Source organism: Parabacteroides sp. HGS0025 (assembly GCF_000969845.1).
GTDB lineage: Bacteria > Bacteroidota > Bacteroidia > Bacteroidales > Tannerellaceae > Parabacteroides > Parabacteroides gordonii.
Genome location: NZ_KQ033902.1, coordinates 703,995 through 729,646 on the forward strand (window position 1 = coordinate 703,995; position 25,652 = coordinate 729,646).

At 44.0% G+C, this 25,652-nt stretch carries 18 protein-coding genes and 1 riboswitch; of the genes, 10 read left to right on the top strand and 8 right to left on the bottom strand.

All coding sequences use genetic code 11. The features are described from left to right. Positions 1 to 320 precede the first annotated feature (320 nt). Positions 321 to 680 (top strand): hypothetical protein, encoded by a 360-nt coding sequence (locus HMPREF1212_RS02470; RefSeq protein WP_046150201.1) that lies wholly within the window; start codon positions 321 to 323, stop codon positions 678 to 680. Between the two features lie 9 nt (positions 681 to 689). Here the strand turns inward: HMPREF1212_RS02470 and HMPREF1212_RS02475 are convergent, their stop codons facing one another. Both HMPREF1212_RS02475 and HMPREF1212_RS02480 read right to left on the bottom strand, forming a co-directional pair. After that, on the bottom strand, positions 690 to 2,681 hold the full coding sequence (locus HMPREF1212_RS02475; RefSeq protein WP_046148311.1) for a PorE family type IX secretion system protein: 1,992 nt from the start codon (positions 2,679 to 2,681) through the stop codon (positions 690 to 692). Between the two features lie 72 nt (positions 2,682 to 2,753). Continuing rightward, a complete protein-coding gene (locus tag HMPREF1212_RS02480; RefSeq protein ID WP_046148312.1) occupies positions 2,754 to 3,971 on the bottom strand; it encodes an S-adenosylmethionine:tRNA ribosyltransferase-isomerase in 1,218 nt (405 codons plus the stop codon). A 118-nt stretch (positions 3,972 to 4,089) separates the two neighbouring features. Between HMPREF1212_RS02480 and HMPREF1212_RS02485 the strand changes: the two genes are divergently transcribed. The 3 genes from HMPREF1212_RS02485 (at position 4,090) to HMPREF1212_RS02495 (ending at position 8,042) form a co-directional block, all read left to right on the top strand. Continuing rightward, positions 4,090 to 5,160, top strand: a complete 1,071-nt coding sequence (locus HMPREF1212_RS02485) for a DUF2027 domain-containing protein (RefSeq protein ID WP_046148313.1) — start codon at positions 4,090 to 4,092, stop codon at positions 5,158 to 5,160. Positions 5,161 to 5,381: 221 nt separating this feature from the next. Next, positions 5,382 to 5,858, top strand: coding sequence for a CYTH domain-containing protein (locus HMPREF1212_RS02490; RefSeq protein ID WP_046148314.1), 477 nt, complete (start codon positions 5,382 to 5,384; stop codon positions 5,856 to 5,858). A gap of 24 nt (positions 5,859 to 5,882) precedes the next feature. Then, complete coding sequence (locus HMPREF1212_RS02495; protein WP_046148315.1) at positions 5,883 to 8,042, top strand: S46 family peptidase; 2,160 nt, start codon at positions 5,883 to 5,885, stop codon at positions 8,040 to 8,042. 76 nt (positions 8,043 to 8,118) lie between these two features. On the opposite strand, the gene HMPREF1212_RS27085 is transcribed toward HMPREF1212_RS02495, so the two are convergent. From HMPREF1212_RS27085 to hemW, 3 genes are all read right to left on the bottom strand, one after another. Further along, positions 8,119 to 8,289 (bottom strand): hypothetical protein, encoded by a 171-nt coding sequence (locus HMPREF1212_RS27085; protein WP_165359785.1) that lies wholly within the window; start codon positions 8,287 to 8,289, stop codon positions 8,119 to 8,121. Further along, complete coding sequence (locus HMPREF1212_RS02500; protein WP_028729609.1) at positions 8,282 to 8,857, bottom strand: zeta toxin family protein; 576 nt, start codon at positions 8,855 to 8,857, stop codon at positions 8,282 to 8,284. The genes HMPREF1212_RS27085 and HMPREF1212_RS02500 overlap by 8 nt, the downstream gene beginning before the upstream one ends. 140 nt (positions 8,858 to 8,997) lie before the next feature. Continuing rightward, a complete protein-coding gene (hemW, locus tag HMPREF1212_RS02505) occupies positions 8,998 to 10,125 on the bottom strand; it encodes a radical SAM family heme chaperone HemW (RefSeq protein WP_046148316.1) in 1,128 nt (375 codons plus the stop codon). Between the two features lie 183 nt (positions 10,126 to 10,308). On the opposite strand from hemW, the gene HMPREF1212_RS02510 reads away from it, so the two are divergent. Continuing rightward, positions 10,309 to 12,465, top strand: coding sequence for an elongation factor G (locus HMPREF1212_RS02510; protein WP_028729607.1), 2,157 nt, complete (start codon positions 10,309 to 10,311; stop codon positions 12,463 to 12,465). A gap of 82 nt (positions 12,466 to 12,547) precedes the next feature. On the opposite strand, the gene HMPREF1212_RS02515 is transcribed toward HMPREF1212_RS02510, so the two are convergent. Together HMPREF1212_RS02515 and HMPREF1212_RS02520 are read right to left on the bottom strand one after the other, a co-directional pair. Continuing rightward, positions 12,548 to 12,970, bottom strand: coding sequence for a GNAT family N-acetyltransferase (locus tag HMPREF1212_RS02515; protein WP_028729606.1), 423 nt, complete (start codon positions 12,968 to 12,970; stop codon positions 12,548 to 12,550). A gap of 21 nt (positions 12,971 to 12,991) precedes the next feature. Then, the gene (locus HMPREF1212_RS02520; protein WP_028729605.1) at positions 12,992 to 13,474 is read right to left on the bottom strand and encodes a YkgJ family cysteine cluster protein; all 483 of its coding nucleotides are present in this window, start codon (positions 13,472 to 13,474) and stop codon (positions 12,992 to 12,994) included. A 132-nt stretch (positions 13,475 to 13,606) separates the two neighbouring features. Between HMPREF1212_RS02520 and HMPREF1212_RS02525 the strand changes: the two genes are divergently transcribed. The 3 genes from HMPREF1212_RS02525 (at position 13,607) to HMPREF1212_RS02535 (ending at position 19,915) form a co-directional block, all read left to right on the top strand. Further along, positions 13,607 to 14,410, top strand: coding sequence for a UDP-2,3-diacylglucosamine diphosphatase (locus HMPREF1212_RS02525; RefSeq protein WP_046150202.1), 804 nt, complete (start codon positions 13,607 to 13,609; stop codon positions 14,408 to 14,410). Beyond that, on the top strand, positions 14,407 to 15,561 hold the full coding sequence (locus HMPREF1212_RS02530; protein WP_046148317.1) for a glycosyltransferase family protein: 1,155 nt from the start codon (positions 14,407 to 14,409) through the stop codon (positions 15,559 to 15,561). The genes HMPREF1212_RS02525 and HMPREF1212_RS02530 overlap by 4 nt, the downstream gene beginning before the upstream one ends. A gap of 355 nt (positions 15,562 to 15,916) precedes the next feature. Beyond that, positions 15,917 to 19,915, top strand: a complete 3,999-nt coding sequence (locus tag HMPREF1212_RS02535) for a DUF6383 domain-containing protein (protein ID WP_046148318.1) — start codon at positions 15,917 to 15,919, stop codon at positions 19,913 to 19,915. Positions 19,916 to 20,204: 289 nt separating this feature from the next. Here the strand turns inward: HMPREF1212_RS02535 and HMPREF1212_RS02545 are convergent, their stop codons facing one another. Further along, on the bottom strand, positions 20,205 to 21,485 hold the full coding sequence (locus tag HMPREF1212_RS02545) for an O-acetylhomoserine aminocarboxypropyltransferase/cysteine synthase family protein (protein ID WP_046148320.1): 1,281 nt from the start codon (positions 21,483 to 21,485) through the stop codon (positions 20,205 to 20,207). A gap of 118 nt (positions 21,486 to 21,603) precedes the next feature. After that, a riboswitch (cobalamin riboswitch) is annotated at positions 21,604 to 21,807 on the top strand. Between the two features lie 130 nt (positions 21,808 to 21,937). Here HMPREF1212_RS02545 and HMPREF1212_RS02550 point away from each other — a divergent pair. Both HMPREF1212_RS02550 and HMPREF1212_RS02555 read left to right on the top strand, forming a co-directional pair. Continuing rightward, a complete protein-coding gene (locus HMPREF1212_RS02550; RefSeq protein WP_046148321.1) occupies positions 21,938 to 24,295 on the top strand; it encodes a TonB-dependent receptor in 2,358 nt (785 codons plus the stop codon). Positions 24,296 to 24,307: 12 nt separating this feature from the next. After that, complete coding sequence (locus HMPREF1212_RS02555; protein ID WP_046148322.1) at positions 24,308 to 25,642, top strand: hypothetical protein; 1,335 nt, start codon at positions 24,308 to 24,310, stop codon at positions 25,640 to 25,642. The last annotated feature ends 10 nt before the right edge of the window (positions 25,643 to 25,652 follow it).

A 25,652-nucleotide genomic window follows, 5' to 3' on the forward strand; every position in this document is an offset into this window, starting at 1 on the left:
TTTCGCTATCTTTGTTGCCACAACATGTTGGCCGGACATTGAGTTTCGGTTGTTATCTGTTGGTACGTTAAGCGTTTAAGATATTATCTTTGGAACTGAAAATCGCCAAGTTTCAAGTCGGACAAGGATAATAGGCAACTAAACGCTCACGCTTGTTATATATACTCATGTATATAGAATAGGGCGTGGGCTGTTGTCTTATTATTTGTTCGATGGGTGTTTGGCGATACCTCAGTTCCGAATAATAGATTTACAGTTTCCACGCTTCTTTATAATATAAAATGCCAAACGAGGGAAACGGGGCGGCACAGATTAAAAGTATGAATCCACAAGAAAAAGAACGGATTGCTGTTTGCTGTGTTTTACTTGATATCGCGGAAAGTATTGGTGACAGTGTTTCTATTTCCGATTGTCCTCACTATAAACAGCTGAAAGAGAAAATCTCCTTGACGGAACAGGACTTTGAAATGGCCCGTAAGGAATCTGTACTGACCAGTTTGGGTGTACTAAAAAAAGTACATTATAATACGAAGATGATGCTGGCTATGGCTGTGTGCGACCTGTATTCCGAATACATGGTCGTTCCGTTCGACTATCGTGTTGCCTTCGAGACGTTGATGAACGCTATCGACTGGCCCATCTCGTTCTCCGAAATCCTGGCACGAAGCAGAACGGAATAACTTTTGTTGTTAGAATAAATTGTAGTTTGTCCGGAGCACTTTGAACTCTGTACGGCGGTTTATCTGATCGGCCATCTCCTGTTGTTCGGGTGTCAGCGTCAGGATAAACTCTTCCGTTAGGACATCTCCTTCTTTCAGGAAGTCGAAACTTTTAGCCAGCTTCTTATTGATTGTCTTCGGAACGCTTTCGCCGTAACCTTTGGCTTCCAGGCGTTCTTTGTCGATACCTCCGGCAATCAGATAATCCACAACGGACTGGGCACGCCGCTGGGCGAGACGTTCGTTGTATTGATCCGTTCCTTTACGGTCGGTATGCGCTCCCAACTCGATCGTGACATTCGGGTTGTCGTTCAGCATCTTGATCATTTCATCCAGTGCTTTCTGTGACTCCGGACGCAGGGTTGCCTTGTCGAAGTCGTAGAAGATATTGTCGATTACGACCGGTTTACTGATCGGGGAGAGGTAGAAGTCCACAATATAAGTCTCGTTCTTTTCTTCCGGGCCGGTTTTCAATTCGAAATTCTGGTTGAGGTAACCACGGGCACTGGCCATCATTACATAACGGATATCACGTTCCAGTTCCACCCGGTAGCTGCCGTCTTTCTTAGCCGGTACTTTAACATTCAATCCATCCTTGCCGACGATACGCACGGTGGCGTCTTCGATCGGATATTCATCTACATCCGAAACGAGTCCTTCGATAAATATGGTGATGGTCGGTAATTCGAATGAATAAAGATGATCGTAACCACGCGCGTCATTCCGGTTGGAACTAAAGAAACCTTTTTCCTTCTTCCCTTCGAAAGTGATACCGAAATCATCGCCCATCGAGTTGATCGGTGCCTTCAGGTTCTCCACATGCCATTTACCGGTACTGTCCTGTGTGGCTTTGAACAGGTCGAGACCCCCCATGCCCGGATGGCCGTTCGAGGCAAAGTAGAGCGTAACGGAGTCGCGTACATACGGGAACATTTCATCTCCGGGCGTATTGATCTCCGGCCCCAGGTTTTCCATCGGCCCAAAGTCGCTGCCGACCAGTCTGGAACGGAAGATATCTTTTCCCCCGAAGCCTCCGACGGCATCCGATACATAATACAGGTATTTTCCGTCGGGTGAGACGGACGGATGTCCTAAAGCTGTTACAGAGTCTTTTACAATAGAGGCACGTGTCCCTTTTCCCCATTTGGCACTGCTGCGGGTGGATACGTATATTTCAGAGGTGCGCGGGCCTTCCGGGTCTTGTGCGCAATAAGTATAGTACATTGTGTTGCCGTCTTTCGAGAAAGAGGGTGTTCCTTCATCGAATTCGGTGTTGACTTCATCTTCCAGTTCGATAGGAGCCAGCCAGTTACCTTGTTCATCCTTCTTTACGAGGAAGAAATCGTTGTTTCTTAATCCTGTGATGGCACTGATCGTTTCTTCTTTATCTTTTCCGGCTCCTTTAGGTGTACGGGAAGAGGTAAAATAAAGCTGGTCGTAAGCATCGCCGAATAGCATCGGACAGAATTCGCCGCGGCGGGAATTGAATTTCTCCATACGTTTAACGACGTAACGGCTTGGGTTCTGCTTCCATTGCGGAGCCAGTTCGCTTCCCTTGATACCGTTCAGGGCCAGTTCGCTTTCCGGGTTTAGTTTCAGAAATTCGTTGTAATAACGGATAGCGTCGGGATATCTGCCGCTTCTCTGGTACATCTGTCCCAGTCGCAGGTTTACAATGCTGTCGGGATAATCGTAGCGCAGTGCGTTCATATAGGCGCTTGTCGCCCTCGGCGTATTATTGATAAGCCGGTTGCATTCAGCCATCCTGTATGCGATATATCCGCGTAAATCCCTTTTCTGGGGAGACGTTTTCGTATAAACTTTCCGGTAGATAGCCGCTGCTTCAAAGTATTCACCAATGCGCTGCTTCTCTTCTGCATCACTCAGCTTGGCTGATTTGCAGGAAAACAGTAGCATTGCAGATAAAAACAGTAGTATATAGGGAGTAATCTTCTTATTCATCACCGGAAATTCTTTATAATAAATAATAACGAATAGATTGAAAGGATATTGCCTTTACCTTGTATTCATTAATTATAACAGCAGCGAACTATCCCCATAACTCAGGAAACGGAAATCATGTCCGAGTGCATAGTCATAGATATTCTTCCAGTCGCCTTTGACAAAGGCGGAGATCAGCAGGAGCAAAGTGCTTTTGGGCTGGTGGAAGTTGGTGACGATGCCTTTGACGATCTTGAATTCATAGCCCGGAGCAATGATAATCTGGGTTGCTGTGACCAATGTCTTTAACTGATGTTTATCCAGGTAATCCAGAATATTCTGTAAGGCATCGGCAGGTGTCAGCCGGTTGTTTTCCTCGTTGTAGGGCATCCATTGCTTCACAACCAGTTCGTCGGAAGTCGCTTCCGGGTTGGAAGCGAGCGCTACACCTATATAATAAAGGCTTTCGAGGGTACGAACGGAAGTTGTGCCGACAGCTATGATCTTACCGAGATTTTGTTTGACACGTTCGATGGTACTTCGGCGTACGGAAATAAACTCCGTATGCATTTCATGCCCTTCTATCGTCTCACTCTTTACCGGTTTGAATGTCCCGGCACCCACATGCAGCGTAAGCTCTTCGCGGCCGAAACCTTTGGCTTCCAGGTCTGCCAATACTTCCGGAGTGAAATGAAGTCCGGCTGTCGGAGCCGCAACAGAACCTTTTATCTTGGAATAAACCGTCTGATAAGTCTTCAAATCGCTTTCTTCCGTTTTCCGGTGCAAGTAGGGAGGAATAGGCAGTTCACCCGCGGCATCCAGTACTTCGGCAAAGCTGAATCCACCATCCCAGCTAAACCGGATCTGATGTGTCTCCCCGTAACTCTGCACCTTTTCTGCACGAAGCGTTACCTGCTGTCCGTTGATCTCGATCTCCCGGAAAAGGCACGGTTCTTTCCATTTCTTCGCATTCCCGATCAGGCAGATCCAGCAACAGGTTGCCGTTTCCTGGAAGATCAGTTCGTAATCGTGCGGCTCGGAAGGATCGAGACAAAATACTTCTATCTGTGCCCCCGTCGCACGCTGGAATAAGAGCCGCGCTTGTATCACGCGGGTATTATTGAATACCATCAGCGAACCTTCCGGAAGATACTCCGTGATCTGTTTGAAGATACTCTCGCTCACCTCTCCGTTGCGGTAAAGTAATAATTTGGATTCATCCCGTTTCGGCAGCGGGAACTTGGCGATCCGTTCGTCGGGCAACGAATAATTGTAATCTTCGATGCTTATCTGTTGAGTTTTTGTAACCATTGCTTTCTTTAATTACCGGGTACGATCTTACTGAACCCGGCTGCAAAAGTACAAATTTGTATGATATTATGGTATAATGAAGTATCTTTGTCGACACGAATATAAAGATAATATAAGTATGAATATAAAGGTGGGTGACAAAGTGCGTTTCCTGAATACGACAGGAGGCGGCATCGTACGTAGTTTTAGAGGTAAAGATCAGGTATTGGTGGAAGACGAAGACGGTTTCGATATCCCGGCCCTGATCCGCGAATGTGTCGTCGTTGGCGGCGAAAATGAGATGCAGGTACACAGTTCTAACCGTCCGCGGGTGCAACCCCAGCCGCAGGTTCAGCAGCCCATGCCGAAGCCGCAACCTAAACCGGAAGAAGTGAAGGTGGAAGAAACAGCCGAAGGAGAACGTCTGAACATCTATCTGGTTTACTTGCCGATGGAACTGTCGAAAGTAATGCAGGACAGCGCTTACGAAGCCTATTTTGTGAATGACAGCAATTACTATCTGTTCTTCAACTACATGTACCGGAACAACAATAGCTGGATAAGCCGTTATAACGGTCTGATAGAGCCGAACACAAAGATCTTTATGGAAGAGTTCGGCAAAGAAGATCTGAATGACCTTGAACGCGTATGCGTGCAGCTGATCGCTTTCAAGAAAGATAAACCTTACTCGCTGAAGAATTCTATCTCCGTAGAATTGCGTCTCGACACGGTTAAGTTCTACAAACAGCACTGTTTTATGGAAAACGATTTCTTCGAAGAAGAAGCGATGGTCTATCCGATCGTACGCAATGACGTTCCGGAGAAAGAGTTGCTTGTCTCCGCTGCTGAATTGAAGGAAGCGATGTATCAGAAAGTCCGTGAAGACCGCCATGCCCCGCAGACTATCGTTAAGAAGAAGTCTGACGGTGCCGTTCTGGAAGTCGATCTGCATATCACGGAGTTGCTCGACAATACAAATGGCCTGAGCAATGCGGATATGCTGACGTATCAGCTGGATAAGTTCCATGAAATACTGGGCAAATATGCAAACCATAAAGGACAGAAGATTGTCTTTATCCACGGAAAAGGGGACGGTGTGCTTCGTACTGCCATAGAGAAAGAACTGAAGACAAGATACAAACAACACTATTACCAGGATGCTTCTTTCCGTGAATACGGTTTCGGTGCCACAATGGTTACCATCAAATAAGAATTAGCTCCTGATTAATAAGAACTAAGTACCGGATGAATCGTATTTACCCTTGCAGGAAATCTGTTGCCGACGCCCTCGAAAGCTTTGCCGACGTCGTCGACAATTTAGCCGACGCCCTCGGCAATATAGCCGACAGCGTCGGCAACAACTTTCCTGCAAGAGTAAAATAAAATACATGCCGTTCAAATATGGCTGACAACCGGAGAAAATAAAAAGATATGGCTACTGAGATAGAAAGAAAGTTCATTGTCGAAGGCGACTTCACTGCTGATGTTTACAGTTCGGAGCGCATTGTGCAAGGATATATCTGTTCCGAGCCCGGTCGCACGGTACGTGTCCGTATCCGGGGGGAGAAAGGTTTCCTGACTATCAAAGGCCCTTCGGATGACAAAGGCCTGAGCCGTTACGAGTTTGAGCAGGAAATACCGTTAGCGGATGCCGAACAACTGTTGAAGCTCTGCGAACCGGGAGCCATAGATAAAGTGCGCCATCTCGTCCGGGCCGGCAAGCATACTTGGGAAGTCGATGTCTTTCACGGAGCCAACGAAGGCCTGGTCATGGCTGAAATAGAACTGGCTTCCGAAGACGAACCTTTTGAGAAACCGGACTGGATAGGAGAGGAGGTAAGCGGCGACAGGAGATATTACAATTCGATGCTTACCAAACAACCCTATACACAATGGGCAAAGAAATAATACTAATTTAAACGATAAAACACTATGAAGAGAATCTTATTATCCCTTTTGGCAGGTGCCCTGTCGTTGCCGGCGGTGGCGGATGAAGGAATGTGGTTGCTTCCGTTGCTTAAGCAGCAGAAGTTTCCGGAGATGCAGGCTTTAGGATTGAAGTTGCAGGATTACGATATCTACAGTCCCGACTCGGCTTCGCTGAAAGATGCCGTCGTGATCTTTGGCGGCGGCTGTACGGGCGAGATCGTATCACCGGATGGCTTGTTGTTGACCAACCATCATTGCGGATACGGCCAGATACAACAACACAGTACCCTGGAACATGATTACCTGACCGACGGCTTTTGGGCAACTACCCGCGACCAGGAACTTCCCAACCCGGGACTGACCGTGACGTTCATCGACAAAATAGAAGACGTCACCGACTACGTAAAGAAGGAACTCGAAAAGGATACCGATCCGAACAGCATGAACTTCCTCTCCCCCAAATATCTGAACGGACTGGCAAAGGCAAAGGTCGGTGAAAAGTTCCTGCAGGATAACCCCGGAACGGAGGTGGAGATCAAAGCCTTCTATGGCGGTAACGTATATTATATGTTCACGAAGAAGATCTATTCGGATATCCGTTTCGTCGGAGCTCCCCCTTCGTCTATCGGTAAGTTCGGTGCGGATACCGACAACTGGATGTGGCCGCGCCATACGGGCGACTTTTCCGTTTTTCGCGTCTATGCCGATGCAAACGGTAATCCGGCCGAATATTCGGAAACGAACGTTCCCCTTCGTCCGAAGCGCTGGTTCAAGATTTCAATAAAAGGAGTAGAGGAAGACGATTATGCCATGATGATGGGTTTCCCCGGACGGACAAACAAATACTATACATCCTGGGAAGTAGCCGAGCGTCGTGATATCGACAATGCTGTCCGTATCAATATCCGTAATCTTCGTCAGGAAGTGATGTTGGACGAGATGCTGAAAGATCCTTCCGTTCGTATCCAGTACGCCAGTAAATATGCCGGATCGACCAATGCCTATAAAAATGCGATCGGTAGTAACTGGGCAATCAAGAAACGTAACTTTGAGAAGGTAAAGAAAGAAGAACAGGATCGTCTGATTGCCTGGTCGGAAGATCACGACGAATCGGATTATCCCGAAGCATTGCTGACACTCGAACAGATCGTATCCGACCGTAAAGACCTGCGCTTCCGTAGCTGGATGCTGGATGAAGCAATCCTTCGCGGTATCGAATTCACGAAAGTCCCTGCTGAAATACAACCGGTTTGCGATGCCTTGAAAGGTAAAGACCGCAACGAACAACAAAAGCAGGTGCGTATGCTGGATATGGCTTACCATCGTTTTGCCGATAAAGATTATGCTCCCGAGGTGGATAAGAAAATCGCCAAAGTGATGCTGAAGGAATACTGCCGCCTGGTTCCAGCCAAGTCGCAACCGGCTTACTTTGCCCTGATCGACAAGAAGTTCAAAGGAGATGTAGACCGTTTTGTTGACTATCTGTTCGACAAATCGATCTATGGCAGCGAAGAAAACTTCGATAAGTTTAAGACACATCCTTCCGTGAAGGCACTCGAACAAGATCCGATGATCCTGTTCGCTAAATCCGTGCAGGAAGAAAAGGCAAACCTCAATGCAGCGTTGGCCGACTTCGATGCCAGCTATGCCATTGCCCACCGTACGTATGTAGCAGGCCTGCTGGCTATGTATCAGGATAAAGCGAATTTCCCGGATGCCAACTTTTCTTTGCGCCTGACTTACGGACAGGTGAAGGGATACAGTCCGCGTGATGCCGACTATTACAGTTGCCAGACAACGCTGGATGGTGTGATGGAAAAGGAAGACTCTACGAATTGGGAATTTGTTGTCCCGACCCGTCTGAAAGAATTGTACGAAGCCAAAGACTTCGGCCGTTATCAGATGCCTGACGGTAGAATGCCGGTCGCTTTTAGCGCAACGACACATACCACCGGAGGAAACTCGGGAAGTCCTGTGCTGAATGCCAACGGTGAACTGATCGGTATTAACTTCGACCGTAACTGGGAAGGAGTAGGTGGCGATATCCAGTATCTGCCGGACTACCAGCGCAGTATTATCGTCGATATCCGTTACGTCCTGTTTATCATGGATAAGTACGCCGGAGCCAGCTATCTCCTGAAGGAAATGGAACTGGTGGAATAACCGGCCAGCGGGAGTTGATTCCATAAAAAAAGCGAATGATCGAAAGATCACTCGCTTTTTTTATATCCTAATATAATTAAAATATGCCTTTTTCCAGGTCAGCTGCCTTTACACGGAAAATATATCCGTTGCGTGAGAAGACTAATTCTCCGTCTTCTTTCTTTTTCTGGTTAACTAAGCGTTGAAAAGCTATATTGGCACCTTTAACTATATTCTCTTCAAATTCTCTTACTTCTTGTTCACTCATGATGTTCAAGTTTAGTGTAAATATCCGAATTATATATCTCTTTTTTATCATTCCTGAATCCTTTGGCGATTACTTCCATCGGAGACATAGAATTGTCTGTTACCATCCAATAATCACTAATGGGGATATATAGTTCAAAAAGATTGTGAATACCCGCCTCGTATCTACGGCGGATAGTACTCTCCGGTATGTTATGACCACCGGCTGCCACTCTCATTTTTACCCGTTCCACTGCCAGATCCGGTGTATTCAACCAGAAATATAACAATGTAACATAATATCCTTCCCTTTGTGCTTCCCTGATCAGGTTTGCGACTGACCGGGTGGCGAGCGTAGTTTCCATTGCAAAAGTCTCACCAGCTGCGATGAGTTCTTTAATGCGCTTATACATAATTCGGCTTGCTTCTACAGCTACGGCGATGCTATCTGCGTTAAAAGGGGAAAGCCCCTTGGCTATCTCGTCGGAATTCACAAACTCCTTACACTTCAACATTTCTGGAAGTATTGTAAAGGACGCTGTTGTTTTCCCTGCTCCGTTGCAACCTGATATTATATATAAATATGGCACTATTTGCTGCTTTTTGACAGGGCAAATATAGATAATAGTTTAATACGTTGTATAATTTATTTCTCAAAAATAGTAAAAATGTGCAGAATTTGTACGAATAACCCCGTGTTTCGTTGTTTCGGAGGCCTGTTTTGTTAAAATTAGACCCATAAAAGATCGCTCATTATACTATCTGATATGAAAATTCCGTTGCGCGAAAGCGTCAGGGTATCGTCTTTTTCGATAAGTAGTCCTTGTTTGAGGTAAGGGGCGGCCTGTTTTTGACAGTAGATTAATTTGTCTTTTCCGAACTGTTGTTGAATTTCATTAAATTTGATGCCCCACATGGTGCGAAGTCCGGTGATAATAAAATCGTTGTACCGGGTATTTATGTCCAGATATTCGATTTCGATATCCGGTACTCCTTTGTCGATGGCCTGCAGGTAACCCGGTAACGAGGAAATGTTCCATTGGCGGTTTTGTCCGTTATAGGAATGGGCGGATGGCCCTATGCCCAGGTACTTTTTCCCGATCCAGTAGGAGCTGTTGTGCCGGGAGAGCATGCCGGGACGGGCGAAGTTCGATATTTCATAATGAAGATAACCGTTTGCCGTCAGCTGGTCGATCAGTGATGTGAAAAGTGCTACGCTCAGGTCTTCATCCACCGGAATGATCTTTCCGGCTTCCTTCAGTTTGTAAAGGGCAGTTCCTTCTTCATATATTAAATGGTAGGCGGAGATATGAGGGATGTCGAGGCGGATCACTGTGTCGAGGTTCTGCTTCCACTCTTCGAGGGTTTGTCCCGGAAGTCCGTAGATCAGGTCGACACTGATATTCTCCAGGCCGTTCTTTTTGCATAAATCCACCGCAAGCAAGGCTTGTTCCCGGTTATGTCGCCGATTAAGGAAGCGCAGGTCTTCTTCCTTGAAACTTTGCACGCCCATACTGACCCGGTTGAAGGGAAGCGTTTGCAATCCGGCAACGTATCCGGGTGTCATATCGTCCGGATTAGCCTCAAGCGTAATCTCTGCACAAGGGCTGACATCGAACAGGCGGTGGATCGCTTCAAAGATACGGCTGAAATCTGCCGCCTGCAACTGGGAAGGGGTTCCTCCACCGAAATAAATGGTTTCGACAGGCTCACCTTCCAGATAATCTTTCCGTAATTCCAGTTCACGGATCACGGCAGACAGGTACGGTTCTTTATACTTCATCTCCGTATTGGAGAAAAAATCGCAGTACAAACAACGTTTCGTACAAAAAGGAATATGGATATAAAGGCCTGCCATACTATACATATATTTAATAGCAAAAGTACGGAATCTATTCCTGAAATCATAGCCTGCTGCATAACATAGTTCTCAAACAGGGCTGTAATGATTGGATTTTTCCTGTACATTCTCTAATTTGCGGCCTCGTGAGTAATTCACGTGGTTGATATTTATTGTTAAACTCAATTAATACCTGATATCATGAAAGTATACCAAACAAACGAAATTAAGAACATCTCTATCTTGGGAAGTTCGGGCTCTGGGAAAACCACTCTCGCTGAAGCTATGCTTTACGAGGGTGGAGTTATAAAACGTCGCGGTACTGTAGACGCAGGAAATACGGTGAGCGACTATTTCCCGGTTGAGAAAGAGTATGGATACTCAGTGTTCTCAACCGTTTTCAGTGTTGAATGGCAGGACAGAAAGCTGAACTTTATCGATTGTCCGGGTTCGGACGACTTTATCGGTGGAGCGGTTTCAGCCCTGAACGTGACCGATACGGCACTGATGGTTTTGAATGCCCAGTATGGTGTGGAAGTGGGAACATTGAACCAGTTCCGGTATACAGAACAATTTCATAAACCCGTTATTTTTGTTGTCAACCAGTTGGATAACGACAAAGCGGATTTCGATGGAACTATTGCCCAGTTGAAAGATCAATATGGTGGTAAAGTCATTCAGGTTCAGTATCCGATCAGTACGGGGGCTTCTTTCAATGCCGTAGTCGATGTATTGAAGATGAAAATGTACCGTTGGAAACCGGAAGGCGGCGTGCCTGATGTTTTGGAAATCCCCGAAGAGGAAATGGACAAAGCAATGGAACTTCACAAAGCTCTTGTGGAAGCGGCAGCCGAAAATGACGATATGCTGATGGAAAAGTTCTTTGAAGAAGGAACTTTGAGCGAAGACGACATGCGTGTAGGTATCCGTGCCGGTCTGGTGACCCGTGGCATGTTCCCTGTATTCTGTGTTTGTGCAGGACGCGATATGTGTGTGCGCCGTACATTGGAATTCCTTGGAAATGTAGTTCCTTGTACAGATAAGATGCCTCGCCCGGTGACTACCGATGGTGTGGAAGTGACTCCCGATTCAAACGGACCGACCAGCTTGTTCTTCTTTAAGACAACGATGGAACCCCATATCGGCCAGGTTTCCTATTTTAAAGTGATATCAGGAAAAATAAAAGAAGGAGATGACTTGTTGAATGCCGACCGTGGTTCGAAAGAACGCATCGCCCAGTTGTTCTCTGTGGCAGGTCAGACACGTAATCCGGTAACTGAAATGGTGGCCGGTGATATCGGTGCAACAGTAAAACTGAAAGAAGTACGCCGGGGTAATACGCTGAATGGTAAGGGTTGCGACTATCGTTTCGACTTCATCAAATATCCGGATCCTAAGTATCGTCGTGCTATAAAGCCGGTCAATGAATCGGATTCAGAAAAGATGATGGAGATCCTGAACCGTATGCGTGAGGAAGATCCGACATGGGTGATCGAACAATCCAAAGAACTGAAACAAACGATTGTTTCCGGTCAGGGAGAATTCCACCTGCGTACATTGAAATGGAGAATAGAAAATAATGATAAACTGCCGATCGAATATATCGAACCGAAGATACCGTATCGCGAAACGATCACGAAGGCTGCCCGTGCAGATTACCGCCATAAGAAACAATCCGGTGGTGCTGGTCAGTTTGGTGAAGTTCACCTGATCGTGGAACCGTATTACGAAGGTATGCCGGCTCCGGATATGTATCGTTTCGGCGGACAGGAATTTAAAATTAGCGTACGTGATACGCAAACTATTGATTTGGACTGGGGTGGTAAGCTGGTATTTATTAACAGTATCGTTGGTGGAGCCATCGATGCACGTTTCTTGCCGGCTATTCTGAAAGGTATTATGGCACGTATGGAACAGGGACCGTTGACCGGTTCGTACGCCCGTGATGTGCGCATCATTGTTTATGATGGCAAGATGCACCCGGTAGACAGTAATGAAATTTCTTTCATGCTGGCCGGTCGTAATGCCTTCAGTACTGCCTTTAAAGAAGCAGGGCCAAAGATCCTGGAACCTGTCTATGACGTAGAAGTATCCGTACCTGGCGATTATCTGGGTGATGTAATGAGTGACCTGCAAGGCCGCCGTGCTATCATTATGGGTATGAACAGCGAAAAGGGATTTGAAAAGTTGCTGGCTAAAGTTCCTCTGAAGGAAATGTCTAGCTATTCAACTTCTTTGAGTTCTATCACCGGTGGACGTGCTTCATTCACAATGAAGTTTGCCGCTTACGAACTTGTTCCTTCCGATGTACAGGATAAGCTGTTGAAGGCTTATGAAGCTACTCAGGCGGAAGATTAATTGAAAAGAATTCTAACAACAATCAGGCAGCCCTTGTTTCAAGCGGCTGCCTTTTTTTATAAGTCGAAATGTCCGGTCAACACTATAATTGCATGTGCAAGATAGGATATTCTTTACCTTCTCCGTCCAATTCGGATCTCCTTACTATGTTGAATCCCATATATTTGTAGAAACCGACAGCTTGCGTATTTTGCTCATTCACATCGACTTTCGTTACGTGTAAATTAGCTGTCGCATACGCAATCAGTTTTTTCCCTATTCCGGTGCCCCGGTACTCGTTATCGACAAATAACATTTCAAGGTTTTCCTCTGCAATTCCCATGAATCCGGCTAAGATTCCCTCTTGCTCAAATCCAACCAGGGTGACATATTGAAAATATACAGGAAGCTGTTTCTTATAATATAAGAAGTCCTCTTCTTTAAGAAAATCATGTGTATTCAGCACTGCACTTTCCCAAATCTCTATCAAACGAGGATAATCCGTTTCTTTAATTTTTCTGATCATAATTGTAAATACAGTATGCTATCAAAGCTCCCTCTTCAACTGTTCCAATACTTCAAAAACACCCGGACAAGTCTGTGCATTCTTAATTGTCAGCGAATGTATCTGGTAAAACTTTTTCCTGTCCGTATGCGGGTACTCGCGGCAAGCTTTCGGCCTGTCCTCATAAATACTGCAATAGTTATCTGTTCCCAGAAAAGGGCAAGGCATCGACCGGAATACATAGTCTTTATCCTCGTCGATATGCAAATGGCGTGTTACCACTTCGTGCGGCTTGATACGCAATGCCTGTGCAATCCGTTCGATGTCGCGATCGGTAATACGCGGTCCCAGCGTACGACAACAGTTACCGCATTCCAGGCAGTTTATCGAGTCGAACACCTCTTCGTGGATGGCATGAACCGTATCATCCAGTACCCGTAAACGATTCTTCTTAATTGATTTGAAAAAAGCTTTTGTCTCTTTTTCTACTTTCTTAGCTCTCTCAGGGAGGGAGTTAATATCCATAAAACGATTGGGTTTTAATTTGAGGGAACAAATGTAATCATTTACAGCGGAAAAAGAAAAAGCATCTTCATACCGTTGTTGCATCCCTGTAACAGCAAACAGGTTCTTTTGTATAGTGTAAATATCTTACGTATGAAACTAAGAAAATATTATCCGACTGTTGTGCTTTCTGACATTCACCTGGGTTCTGAACACTCGAGGACAAAAGAAGTAACCAATTTCCTTAAGCATATCGACTGCGACCGCCTGATCTTGAATGGCGACATTATCGATGGCTGGCAACTCCAAAAGTCCGGCAAGCGCTGGAAACAGGCTCAGACCGATTTCTTCAAAGTGCTTATGAAAATGATGGAGAAGAAAGGGACGCAAATCATTTATGTGCGTGGTAATCATGATGACTTTCTCGATAAACTGGTTCCGTTCCGGTTTTCCAATATCTCTATAGTAAAAGATTATCTGCTGAACAGCCACGGGAAGCGTTACTTGGTGACTCACGGCGATATCTTCGATACGGTTACTACCAATATGCGCTGGCTCGCCATGCTGGGTGATATCGGCTATACTTTTCTGTTATGGCTGAATAAAATTTATAACAGGAATCGTGAGAAACAGGGTAAACCTTATTTCTCTCTATCCCAGCATGTAAAGCATCGGGTGAAAAGTGCCGTCTCTTATATCTCCGATTTTGAGAGGGAGCTGGTGAAACTGGCCCAGGCTAAGAGGTTGGACGGTATTATCTGTGGCCATATCCATCAGGCAGCCAATGTTTGGTATGGAGACGTCCATTATCTTAATTCCGGTGACTGGGTGGAAAGTATGACCGCCCTGGTGGAGAATGAGCAAGGTGAATGGGGTATCGTTACTTACAATAAGGCTGAATATGAGTTTGATGAGGAAACCGTTTCAAGAAACGTATTATACGCAGAAGTAATATGAAGATACTATTTATCATACAGGGAGAGGGCCGGGGACATCTTACCCAGGCTTTATCTCTACGTCAGAAACTGATGGATGAGGGGCATCAGATAGTCGGTGTACTGGTGGGGAAAAGTCCGGCCCGCCGTATCCCGGAATTCTTTACGGAGAAGATCAATGCACCGCTCTACGATTTCGAAAGTCCGAACTTCTTGCCTACGGCAAAGAATAAGCAGGTAAACTTGTTGGGTAGTATCGGCTATAATCTGTTGCGTTTACATAAATATATAGGTAGTATCCGTTATATCGACCGGATGATTAAAGAGACCAGAGCCGATGTGGTAGTCAATTTCTATGAATTGCTGACGGGATTGACTTTTCTTTTTGCCCGTCCGAAGGCTGTTATGATCTGTATCGCCCATCAATACCTTTTCCTGCATCCCGATTTCTCCTTCCCGAAATTGAATGCAGTCTCTTTATCTTTGTTGAAATTCTTTACCCGTGTGACAGCTATCGGTGCAACGAAGAAACTGGCTTTATCTTTCCGGAAGATGCGGGAAGTTCCGAATGATAAGATTGTGGTAGTTCCCCCTTTGCTGCGTAAAGAGGTGATGAGCAGGACTTCGCGTAAAGGAAATTATCTGCATGGGTATCTGTTGAATAGTGGCTTTAGTGAAGAGGTAAAGGCGTGGCACACTGAGCATCCTGATGTTCCGATGCATATTTTCTGGGATAAAAGAGGTGCGAAAGAAACGACCAAAGTAGACGATACCCTTTCTTTTCATCAACTGAACGATATTCGTTTCGTTAAGTACATGGCTGGAGCGAAAGCTTATGCAACCACAGCCGGCTTCGAGTCTGTTTGTGAGGCGATGTATCTGAATAAGCCGGTATTGATGGTACCCACCCATATCGAGCAGGCATGCAATGCTTACGACGCTTCCTTATCGGGAGCCGGAGTGATCGCCGATCGTTTCGACTTGGATGCCTTATTACATCTATCCGAAACTCACCAACCGAATCCTTCTTTCCGTCATTGGGTGAAACAGGCGGATTGGCTGATCCTGCGCGAGTTCCGCGAAGATCTGCTAATGGAAGAAATGCCTTCTTCCGTATGGCACCGTTTGTCGATGCAATGGGTGTATAGGGTGGCAAAGAACTTTTCGCTGTAGGAGATAGAGGTAATACTGAACGTATCTTTTTCGGTATACCTATATATTAATGTATGCGTACATATATATAATAAGCTTACGCAATGGAAGTTTAAGTGTCGGTCTGAAATAAGGTATATGCAAAATCAAGGTTTGTAATTCTAAGAACAGGTTTTGTACATAGTAAGCTATTCAATTGATAAGAAAGAATATAATGATGTGAAAAAATCAATGAAAATAATTGCGGATAAAAAACTATTGCTTGCTTTTGCTGAAGTATTTGACGATCGTACAAGCAAGCCGATAGATGAGAGGTCGGTATTTTAAAATAAGATAGAACTTTAAATTACTTAGTATTAATATTAAATTTTTGATTATGAACAAAAAGTTTTCTACTTTGGTAGCCAGCGTTCTGTTGGCTGCAGGTGTTGGAAATGCAAATGCAGCAGTTACTGCAGGGTTTACCGCTTATCCGGGACCTTATACAGCTGTTTCTGTTACAGATGCAACAACTGCTTTCCAAGCTGGTTACGCTAAATCAATTCTTGGTAAAGGTTATTTCCAATTAGGTCTTTCAACTCCCGTTGCTGCTAGTACTACAGACTTTAGTGCAGATGCTAATGGTGTTTTAGCCATGATTCCTAACGGGAATGGTACTTACTCTTTGAAAATTGTTGATGCTGCGAATCAGGAAGATTTGCGTTATACTCTGTGGACTATCCGTGTTTTAGGAAATCTGGTAGATGGTTACAGATATAGCTACATTAATCTTGGTACAAATCAGGTTTTGTCTTTTAGCTCAAATGATGTAATTAAAGCCGCTGCTAATGGTTCTGTAACAGTTCCTGCTAATGCAACAAATGTCATTGCTGGTGGCGTTGCTGATTGGAAATGGGTAGATGCTCCGGATCCTGTAGGTGGTTTCAGACCGACTCATGCCGCTACTCTTTGGACTGCATTTGGTGCAAAAAAAGACTCTGTAATGACATTGGCAAAAGGTACAACAAGTGGTATTACAGCTGTTAAGTATGCACTTAATAATAAGCCGACAAGTTTAGCAGAAGTAAAGGTTGTTCCTGTTGCTCCTAAGGCTGTTGTTCTGCAAGTTAATGATTTGAACTCAATGTTGTGGACTGGTTCTACAAATGGCAAATTGAAACTGACATTTACTCCAGACGTAAACAACAACGAATTTGCAAATGTCTTAACTCAGAACTTGAAAGCTGAGTCTGCTGTAGGTTATCCGTTTAGAAACTTTAAATGGGATTTACCTGAATACGATGATGCTAAGAGTGCAGGAGAGAATGCAGATGCAATGGAAGATGCATTGTTGAAATACAATCAACTATATAAAGATTTGAATGCGTATGAAGTTGCTCAACATCAGGCTACTTTTGCAAATGCTGTAAAAGCTCAGTTGGGTGCATCTGATGCAAATGTTGCAAAAATTAACACTTTCTTGGCTTCAGTAAATGGCGCTTTTATAACTAGCTATGAAAACGGTTTGGCTGGAGTGGAAGCTCTTTCTACTAATGATGATAAAGTTTTAGCAGCAGTAAAAACTGCAGTGATTGCATTCATAAAGAGTGAAATGCCGAATGTGAAAAATAGTGGAAGTTTGGCAAAAGTAACAGATGTTATAACTGCTGTTTCAAATAAGAATACGGCTCAACTTACAGCATATGTAACAGGTTTAGCTCTTGATGCAAAACTGGAAGCTGCTAATGCAGAAAAAGAAGGTGTACGTGGTAAATGGGATGCTCAGGGTTGGGTATCTTTGAAGACTGACGCTGGTAAGTATATCATGGTCGATACAGCTTACATGACATCTGACGCTGGTGATAAATATCTGAAGATTTCTGATGATAAAACATTTAAAGACCTGACAGCTAAGTCTAACGGTGAATCAATCAGTCCTATTTCTTGGACTCGTGAAGATATCAATGGTCGTTTCAACTTCCAGTTTGTATATCATCCGTATCAGGACTCTATCGTTATTCGTTCTGCTGGTTTTGCAACTTTGGCTGATGGTGAAGTGGCTACTTCTGTTTGGAAAGACCTTAGCTTGCCAGAAACAGTGATTCCTGGAAAAACTATAGGCAATAATTCTAAAGAACGTAACCTTGTTAAGATTCAGGTTTTAGGTAATAGCTCACACCGCGAATTAACAATCGGTAATTCAGAATACGATCGTTTGATGAACCCGACTAACACAATTAATACTCGTATCAGCATCAACGGTTCATCTGAATATGTGAAGACAACTCTGCCTTCAGGTGTTTATTTCATGAATTTGTTCACAAATGATATTAGTAGAAAACAATTGAACGGTAAGTTTAATGTTATCAAATATTGTGGTGAAGATGGACAGGAATGGGTAAGCGAAGAAGTTTCTCAGTTGTTTGGTGCAGCTCAGGACTTTGGTCATATGCCTCGTGCACAGTGGGTTGTTGAACAGAATGAAGGTATTTCTGGTGAACAGACTATCAATATCGTAAACCGTGAATATCCTGAATATAATGCAAAAGGTGTTCAACTTTATCAGGCTGGCGATAAGTTCTTTGCTTTGTATTCTAGTGATGCAGATGTATTGAATACAAATGCTGCTATCGATACAGTATCTTTCTCTTTGGTATCCAAAGTTAGACCGGTTTCTGGTGTAAATACTAATAAATATTTGGGTTACTTCCAGATGTCTAAAGAAGATTTGGATAACAAAGTATTCAACTTCGATTATTTCTCTGGTATTAAATTAGGTAACTATGTAAATGTTAGTTCAACAGAAAGAGATACTACTGTATTTGTTGACTTCAAAGATCAGAAGACATATATCAAATTAGTTCCGGCTCCGGAAAACTATGCAAATATCGAATTCGGTTATCCTAGTGTTAAGGCAAATGCTCCTCAATTATATAAGAATGCTTATGTAATGCAGGTATTTGACGGTTCTAAATTGACTAATGACTTGAAATATGTTGTTAGAGATCAGCTGAATGAAATGACTTATGCTGTTTCTAATGTAGATAAGAAAGATGCTGTAGTATTCTTCCTGAAAGAAAATAATCAGTTGGTAAGTGAAGCAGGTGATACAACATGCTACTATGTATTGCAGGAAGCTAATAAAGCCATTGTGAATGCTAAGGGTGAACGTGTTTATACAGCTGATGACCAGTATCGTGTAGGTGTTCGTGATGTTTCTGGCAAATTTACAATGGAAGGAACTTGTGATGAAGTTCGTCTGTCAACATTTGCATTGAACGAAGATTTGTCACCTCTGTATAGAAGACTGGGTGTTTCTAATCCTGATGATAACTTCGCAGATCTTGATACTGCAAGAGCTAAGATCTACACAGTTAATAGCACTGCTAAAGAATATCTGTATGAAGATGCTTATAGCAAATATTCAAAAGATAAAGGTATTAACTTCTTAGGCCTTGAAGGTAAGGGTGATAATGCAAAATCAGCATTGTTCATTGATACTGCTTATGTACGCAATAACACAAACATGCCTCAGTATATGATTGCTGTTGATGTTACTCACAATGATGGTGAAAACTATTGTCCTTATGATCCGTATCATAACTCTGATGAATATCTGAAAGAACATCCGGAAGGTTGTCCTCACGCAATCAAACAGTCTCCGTTTACAATCGGTCGCTATTTGATCAACTCTTCAGACTCAATTGCTACAGCTGTTAATGGTAAAGATTATGTTTGGAATACAAACTACAAACGTTTGAACTTCGTTTGGGCTAAGCATGTTGGTGATACTTTGGTTATTTTACGTGGCGGTAAAGATATGGATATGAAGAAGGTTGTTGCTTCTGACTCTATCTTCCTGGGTGATAACTTACATAACACCTTATATGATGCAGATGCAGACTATGCAAATGCAAAAGTAAAAGCAATGCATTCTGCTCATAAGAATGGTATTAAAAATGCGGTATTCGCATTCCGTTTGGTTGACGATAAGAAAGATTGCGACTTCTTGATCGAATCAGAAGGTAACCACAAAATTCCGACTCCGGAACGTGCTGGTTGGGTTAAGATTCAGAATGGTGTTCCTGTAATTGCAAATTATCCTGGTGGATATAAAGAAGCAATTACAGATGCAGAAATCTTTAATATTGAACCGACAACAGAAACTCCGACTGCAAATGAAGGTATCTCTACTTCAGAAGTATCTATCGTAGCAGGTAATGGTGTTATTACTATCAAGGGCGCTGCAGGCAAGACTGTTGCTATTAGCAATATCCTTGGTCAGACAATCGCTAACACAATCCTTTCTTCTGACGATGCTACAATCGCTGCTCCTGCTGGTGTTGCTGTAGTTGCTGTTGAAGGTGAAGCTGCTGTTAAAGCAATTGTAAAATAAGGATAAAAGAATAATTAAATAGAAAATAGCTTCTCTACTCTTCCCTTCGGGGAAGGGTGAGTAGCCTGTGAAGGTGAACAGATTGGAGGCTGAATTTTAGTAATAAAAATAAAATAAAGTTCATCCGTGAGTATCCCTGTGAAGGGAGAAAATGGACAAAAAACAACCCCGGTGGTATTCAGTACCATCGGGGTTTTGTTTTTAAAGAGCTCCTGGAAACGGAGTTTATTATGTTTAATAGAAAAGTCGCCTTCCATAGAAGACGGCTCCTGCTTTATCTGTTTATTTTTTACTGCTTCAACGCCTGTTCGATATCCGCAATGATATCGTCCGCACTTTCGATACCGACAGAGAAACGGATCAGGTCGGGAGCGATACCCGCTTCCATCAACTGCTCGTCAGTCAGCTGGCGGTGTGTATGACTTGCCGGGTGAAGTACACAAGTACGTGCATCTGCTACGTGAGTAACGATAGCGGCCAGCTTTAGGCTATCCATGAACTTGATGGCAACCTCGCGTCCACCTTTCAGGCCGAATGACAGTACACCACAAGAACCGTTCGGTAGATACTTCTTTGTCAGTTCGTAATACTTATTACCTTCCAGATCTGGATAATTGACCCAGGCAACCTTGTCGCAGTTCTGAAGCCATTTAGCTACAGCCAACGCATTCTTACAATGCTGCGGCATGCGCAGGTGTAACGTTTCCAGTCCCAGGTTCAGCAGGAACGCATTTTGCGGAGACTGGATAGAACCCAGGTCACGCATCAACTGGCTGGTAGCCTTGGTGATATACGCCATTTTACCGAAAGTCTTTGTGTAAGTCAGGCCATGATAAGATTCGTCCGGTTGGCAAAGACCCGGGTATTTGTCGGCATGTGCTTCCCAATCGAAGTTGCCGCTGTCGACGATACAACCACCGACAGCAGTAGCATGTCCGTCCATATATTTTGTAGTAGAATGCGTTACGATATCGGCACCCCATTCAAACGGGCGGCAGTTGATCGGAGTGGCAAACGTGTTGTCGACAACCAGAGGAACGCCGTGCGTATGGGCGATACGGGCAAATTTTTCAATATCCAGCACCATTACGCCCGGATTGGAAATCGTTTCGCCAAACAATAACTTTGTATTCGGACGGAAAGCCTTGCCGATCTCTTCTTCGCTGGCATCCTGATCGATGAAAGTACATTCGATACCCAGTTTCTTCAATGTAACGGACAGTAAGTTATAAGTACCTCCGTAGATACCGGTTGCACTTACAATATGGTCGCCAGCTTCACAGATATTGAAACAAGCGAAGAAGTTTGCAGCCTGTCCCGAAGAAGTCAACATCGCTGCAACACCACCTTCCAACGCGGCGATCTTGGATGCTACGGCATCATTTGTCGGGTTTTGCAGGCGGGTATAGAAGTAACCGCTTTCTTCCAGGTCGAACAATTTAGCCATCTGTTCGCTGGTTTCATACTTGAATGTAGTACTCTGATAGATAGGGAGTACGCGCGGTTCTCCCTTTTTCGGCTGCCAGCCACCTTGCACACAGAGGGTTGCCGGCTTGAATGAATTGCTCATATTTTTTAGGTTTGTTATGTAATTATATTCTGCTGACAAAAGTAAAGAATAGTTTGTTCCATTTATACAAATATTCGATCAATTATAAAAAATCCACTATTGTTTCAAAATAATCTGTACCTTTGTGACCGATTTTGGTGTCGCAATTCCATATCTACGGAAAAGTGATGAAAAGGGAATCAGGTGCGAATCCTGAACAGACCCGCTGCTGTAAGCTCCGCCAAAGTCTTTGGGTACAACTCAATCCACTGTTCGCAATGAATGGGAAGGACGCCCAAAGATGGAGTAAGTCAGAAGACCTGCCAGAATGATTAGTTTAAAGCTTTCGAGGAATAAGGCTGATAAACATGTAAGTAAGGACTTTACCTTTTTATCCAGGTAGTTCTGTCTATCCATGTGCGTTATTATCTTTCATCGGAAGCATCAGTAAAACAATTAATGAATTTGATGGAATGAGAGGTTTCATGCACGTGCTTTTATTATTGATTTGTTTGTTTCCTGTGTCCCTGGCTGCACAGAATAAGGTTATTTTGTCAGGTGAAGTGAAGGAAAAAGACGGTACACCGCTTCCGTTGGTCACTGTGGCTATCGAAAATACGACAGCCGGTACTTATACCAACGACCAGGGACGTTATTCACTGGCGGTAACTCCCGGTAAACAGACGCTTATCGTAACTCTGCTGGGATATAATACAATAAAGACCACAATCGATATCCGTAAAAACAGGACGATGGATTTTGTTATGGAAGAAAATTCCGTAACCCTTAACTCCGTAGAAGTATATGGTAAAACCAAAACCCAACAAGTCAAAGAAGGAGCTTTTGCCGTAAATGCGTTGGATATTAAACCGCAGGTCAATTCTTTGAAAAATATCAACGAAATGGTCAACCGGACGACCGGTATCAAGATCCGGGAAGAAGGCGGGGTAGGTTCCGATTTCGACCTGTCTATCAACGGAATGTCCGGTAACTCTGTCCGTTACTTCATCGACGGGATGCCGTTGGATGCAAAGGGGAGTGGTGTTTCGCTAGCGAACTTGCCGGTCAATATCATTGACCGGATTGAAATTTATAAAGGCGTTGTCCCTGCCAACTTGGGAGCTGATGCGCTGGGGGGCGCTATCAATATTATCACCAACCAGGATAAGAAAAACTATCTGGATGTTTCGTATGGTATCGGTTCTTTCCATACGCATAAAGTAGACCTGAATGCACAATTCGTCGAACCAAAGACCTCTTTGATCATCAAGCCGACAATCGGGGTCAATTACTCGAAGAATGATTATATGATGAAAGGGGTTGAAGTATGGGATGAAGCCAACCGTAAGTATATTTCAGCCAATCGCCGACGCTTCCATGACGACTATTTCTCCTTACTGGGACAACTGGAAGTCGGCTTCGTCAATAAGTCATGGGCCGATGCTTTCTTTATCTCCGGCTCTTATACCAAAGTGGATAAAGAATTGCAGACCGGCTCGATCCAGAGTAAGGTGTACGGTATGGCGGAACGGCAGGTCGATGCCTGGAACCTCTCTGCCCGTTACCTCAAACATAACTTTCTGGTAAATAACCTCAAGCTGAATGCATCCCTTTCCCATACCTGGGATCATTCGCTGACGGTCGATACCGCCTTCCGTAAATATGACTGGGATGGCGATTATATAGAAAGTTCACGAAATGAAATAACCGGCCGCGACCGTTCGCTCCGTCATTATAAGCGTCCGTTGACCATTGTCCGTACAAACCTGGATTACCAGCTGAACAGGAACCATTCTTTTAACCTGAATTATCTGTTGAGCCGTACAGGAAATGACCGGTATGATGAGATCGATACCGAGTTCGAACCATCGAATGATGTGTTGGCCAAACATATCCTGGGCTTGTCTTACAACCAGTCATTCTTCAACGGAAAGATGGATAATACCTTTTTCGTAAAAGACTATATCAACCATCTGAATATTCAACAGCAAGACCTGTACTGGATCACCGGTTCCCGCGAAGCTTCTTCCTCGACTAAGAACAATGTTGGTTACGGTGTCGGTACCCGTTATTCTTTTTGGGAAGAGTTGGCGTTGAAAGCTTCATTTGAACATAGTGTCCGTCTGCCGTTAGCCAGGGAGTTACTCGGTAACGGGACAACTATTTATCCGAATGTGAAGTTGAATCCGGAAAGTAGTAATAATGTCAATCTGGGAACTTATGGAAGCGTACGCTTGGCTCCCGGACATCTCTTGTATTATGAAGCCAATGCATTTTACCGGGATGTGAACGATTATATCCATGCGGTAGTCTCAGAGTCGGAAGGTATGATGCAGTATGAAAATGTTTCCAGTGTAGACATAAAGGGTGTTGAAGGTGAAGTGCGTTATAACTGGAAAGATTACCTGCAGGCAATTGTCAATTGCAGCTATCAGGATGCCCGCGATAAACAAAAGTACAGGGCAGACGGAAAACCGTCTATCTCTTATGATAATAAAGTGCCGAACCGCCCTTGGCTGTTCAGTAACGCCGAGCTGAATTTTATCCTTCGCGACCTGTTCCAAAAGAATAGTAAGATCCGTGTAGGATATAACTATCAGTATGTCCATTGGTTCTTCCTGACCTGGGAAGGTTACGGCGTATTAGAAAGTAAATCGAAAATTCCGACACAACATCTGCATAGCGCAGTTCTTTCGTATTCATGGAATAAAGAGCGGTATAATATATCATTGGAATGTAATAACCTCTTTGATAATACCCTCTACGATAATTATATGCTTCAGAAGCCGGGACGTTCGTTCTTCTGTAAATTCAGATTATTCATTAATTAAATTATATATGAGATGAAAAAGTTTCAATTATTTGCCTGCGCATTTACTGCAACATTATTTAGTTTATCTTTTAATGCTTGTTCGAGTGATGATCCGGAGATCGAACCCGAAAAGCCTGGAGTTCCTGAAGTACCTGAAACACCTGAAACACCTGAAACTCCGGAAGATCCCGAAGAACCGGAAGCTTCTACCACCCACTTTGACCTTTGGGTAACGGTAGGTGCCACAGGTGGTATGGGATCTACCGATGCTATTTTGGTAAAGAGCGTGGACTCATTGAAGGAACAGCCTACTATCGACTTTAAGAATGACGGAGTGGATGTTACAGCAACTATAAAGGAAGAAACGATCTACAAAGGGAAATACTATTATCAGGTTCCGGTTTCTGCAGACCGTTTTTCAAAATACCAGATTGTAGGCAATAAGCTGATAACTGTTTTTGAACAGAGGTTTGTTAAGAACACATTCAAAGATCGTCGTTACACACATGCCTGGATAGATGATAAGACTTTGGTGATCATGGCTGCCAACGGTTCGGCTGATAAGGTGATCTGGACAAAATTGAATGCTGAAGACATGAGGATACTGGATGAAGGCGAATTGAGTCTGGAAGTTCCGGAAGGAGATAAATTCAGTACATCCGGTCTGGCAAAGTATAGAAAGTCAGACGATAAGATCATCTATTTCTTCCAGCATAAGAAAGAAACCAAAAACTTCTACGCAGCCTTTATCAATGCCAAAGATATGAGTGTAGAAAAAGAAGTAATGGAAGACCGTGCCGAAATGATGGCTGGTACAGCTTATGGCGAGTTGTTGCAGGATAAGATGTTCTTCGATGAAAACGAAAACCTGTATCTGGCTTGTAACAATGTGATCCCGGGTGCTCCGAGTACAACTCAACAATTCGGCCGCATGCTTCGTATCAAGAAAGGGGATCTGGACTTTGACAAATCTTATCTCGGACATAATTACGACAAAGGAAAGATTATCACTTCCAGCTATCTGACAACAGGCAAAGCGCTTCTTTATATCATGGATCCCGACTATACCGGAGCTACCGGATGGGGAGCTGCTTACAACTGCTACTATGCTATGCTGGATTTGACAACCGACGAAAGAACAGAGTTCCAGTATGAAGGAAAGCATTTGCCTTTCAGCAGCGGTAACTTCTCACAGCGTTCTCTTGTGGATGGCGACGTTGCTTATATCGGCGTAAATCCGGAAACATCAAATCCATGTATCTACATCTATGATATTAAGAATGGTACAATGGAAAAAGGTCTGACAATCGCAGAAGGTTACGGATTCGACCGTATTACGTTAATGGATAACGCAGACGCAGAATAAGTAGATTAAC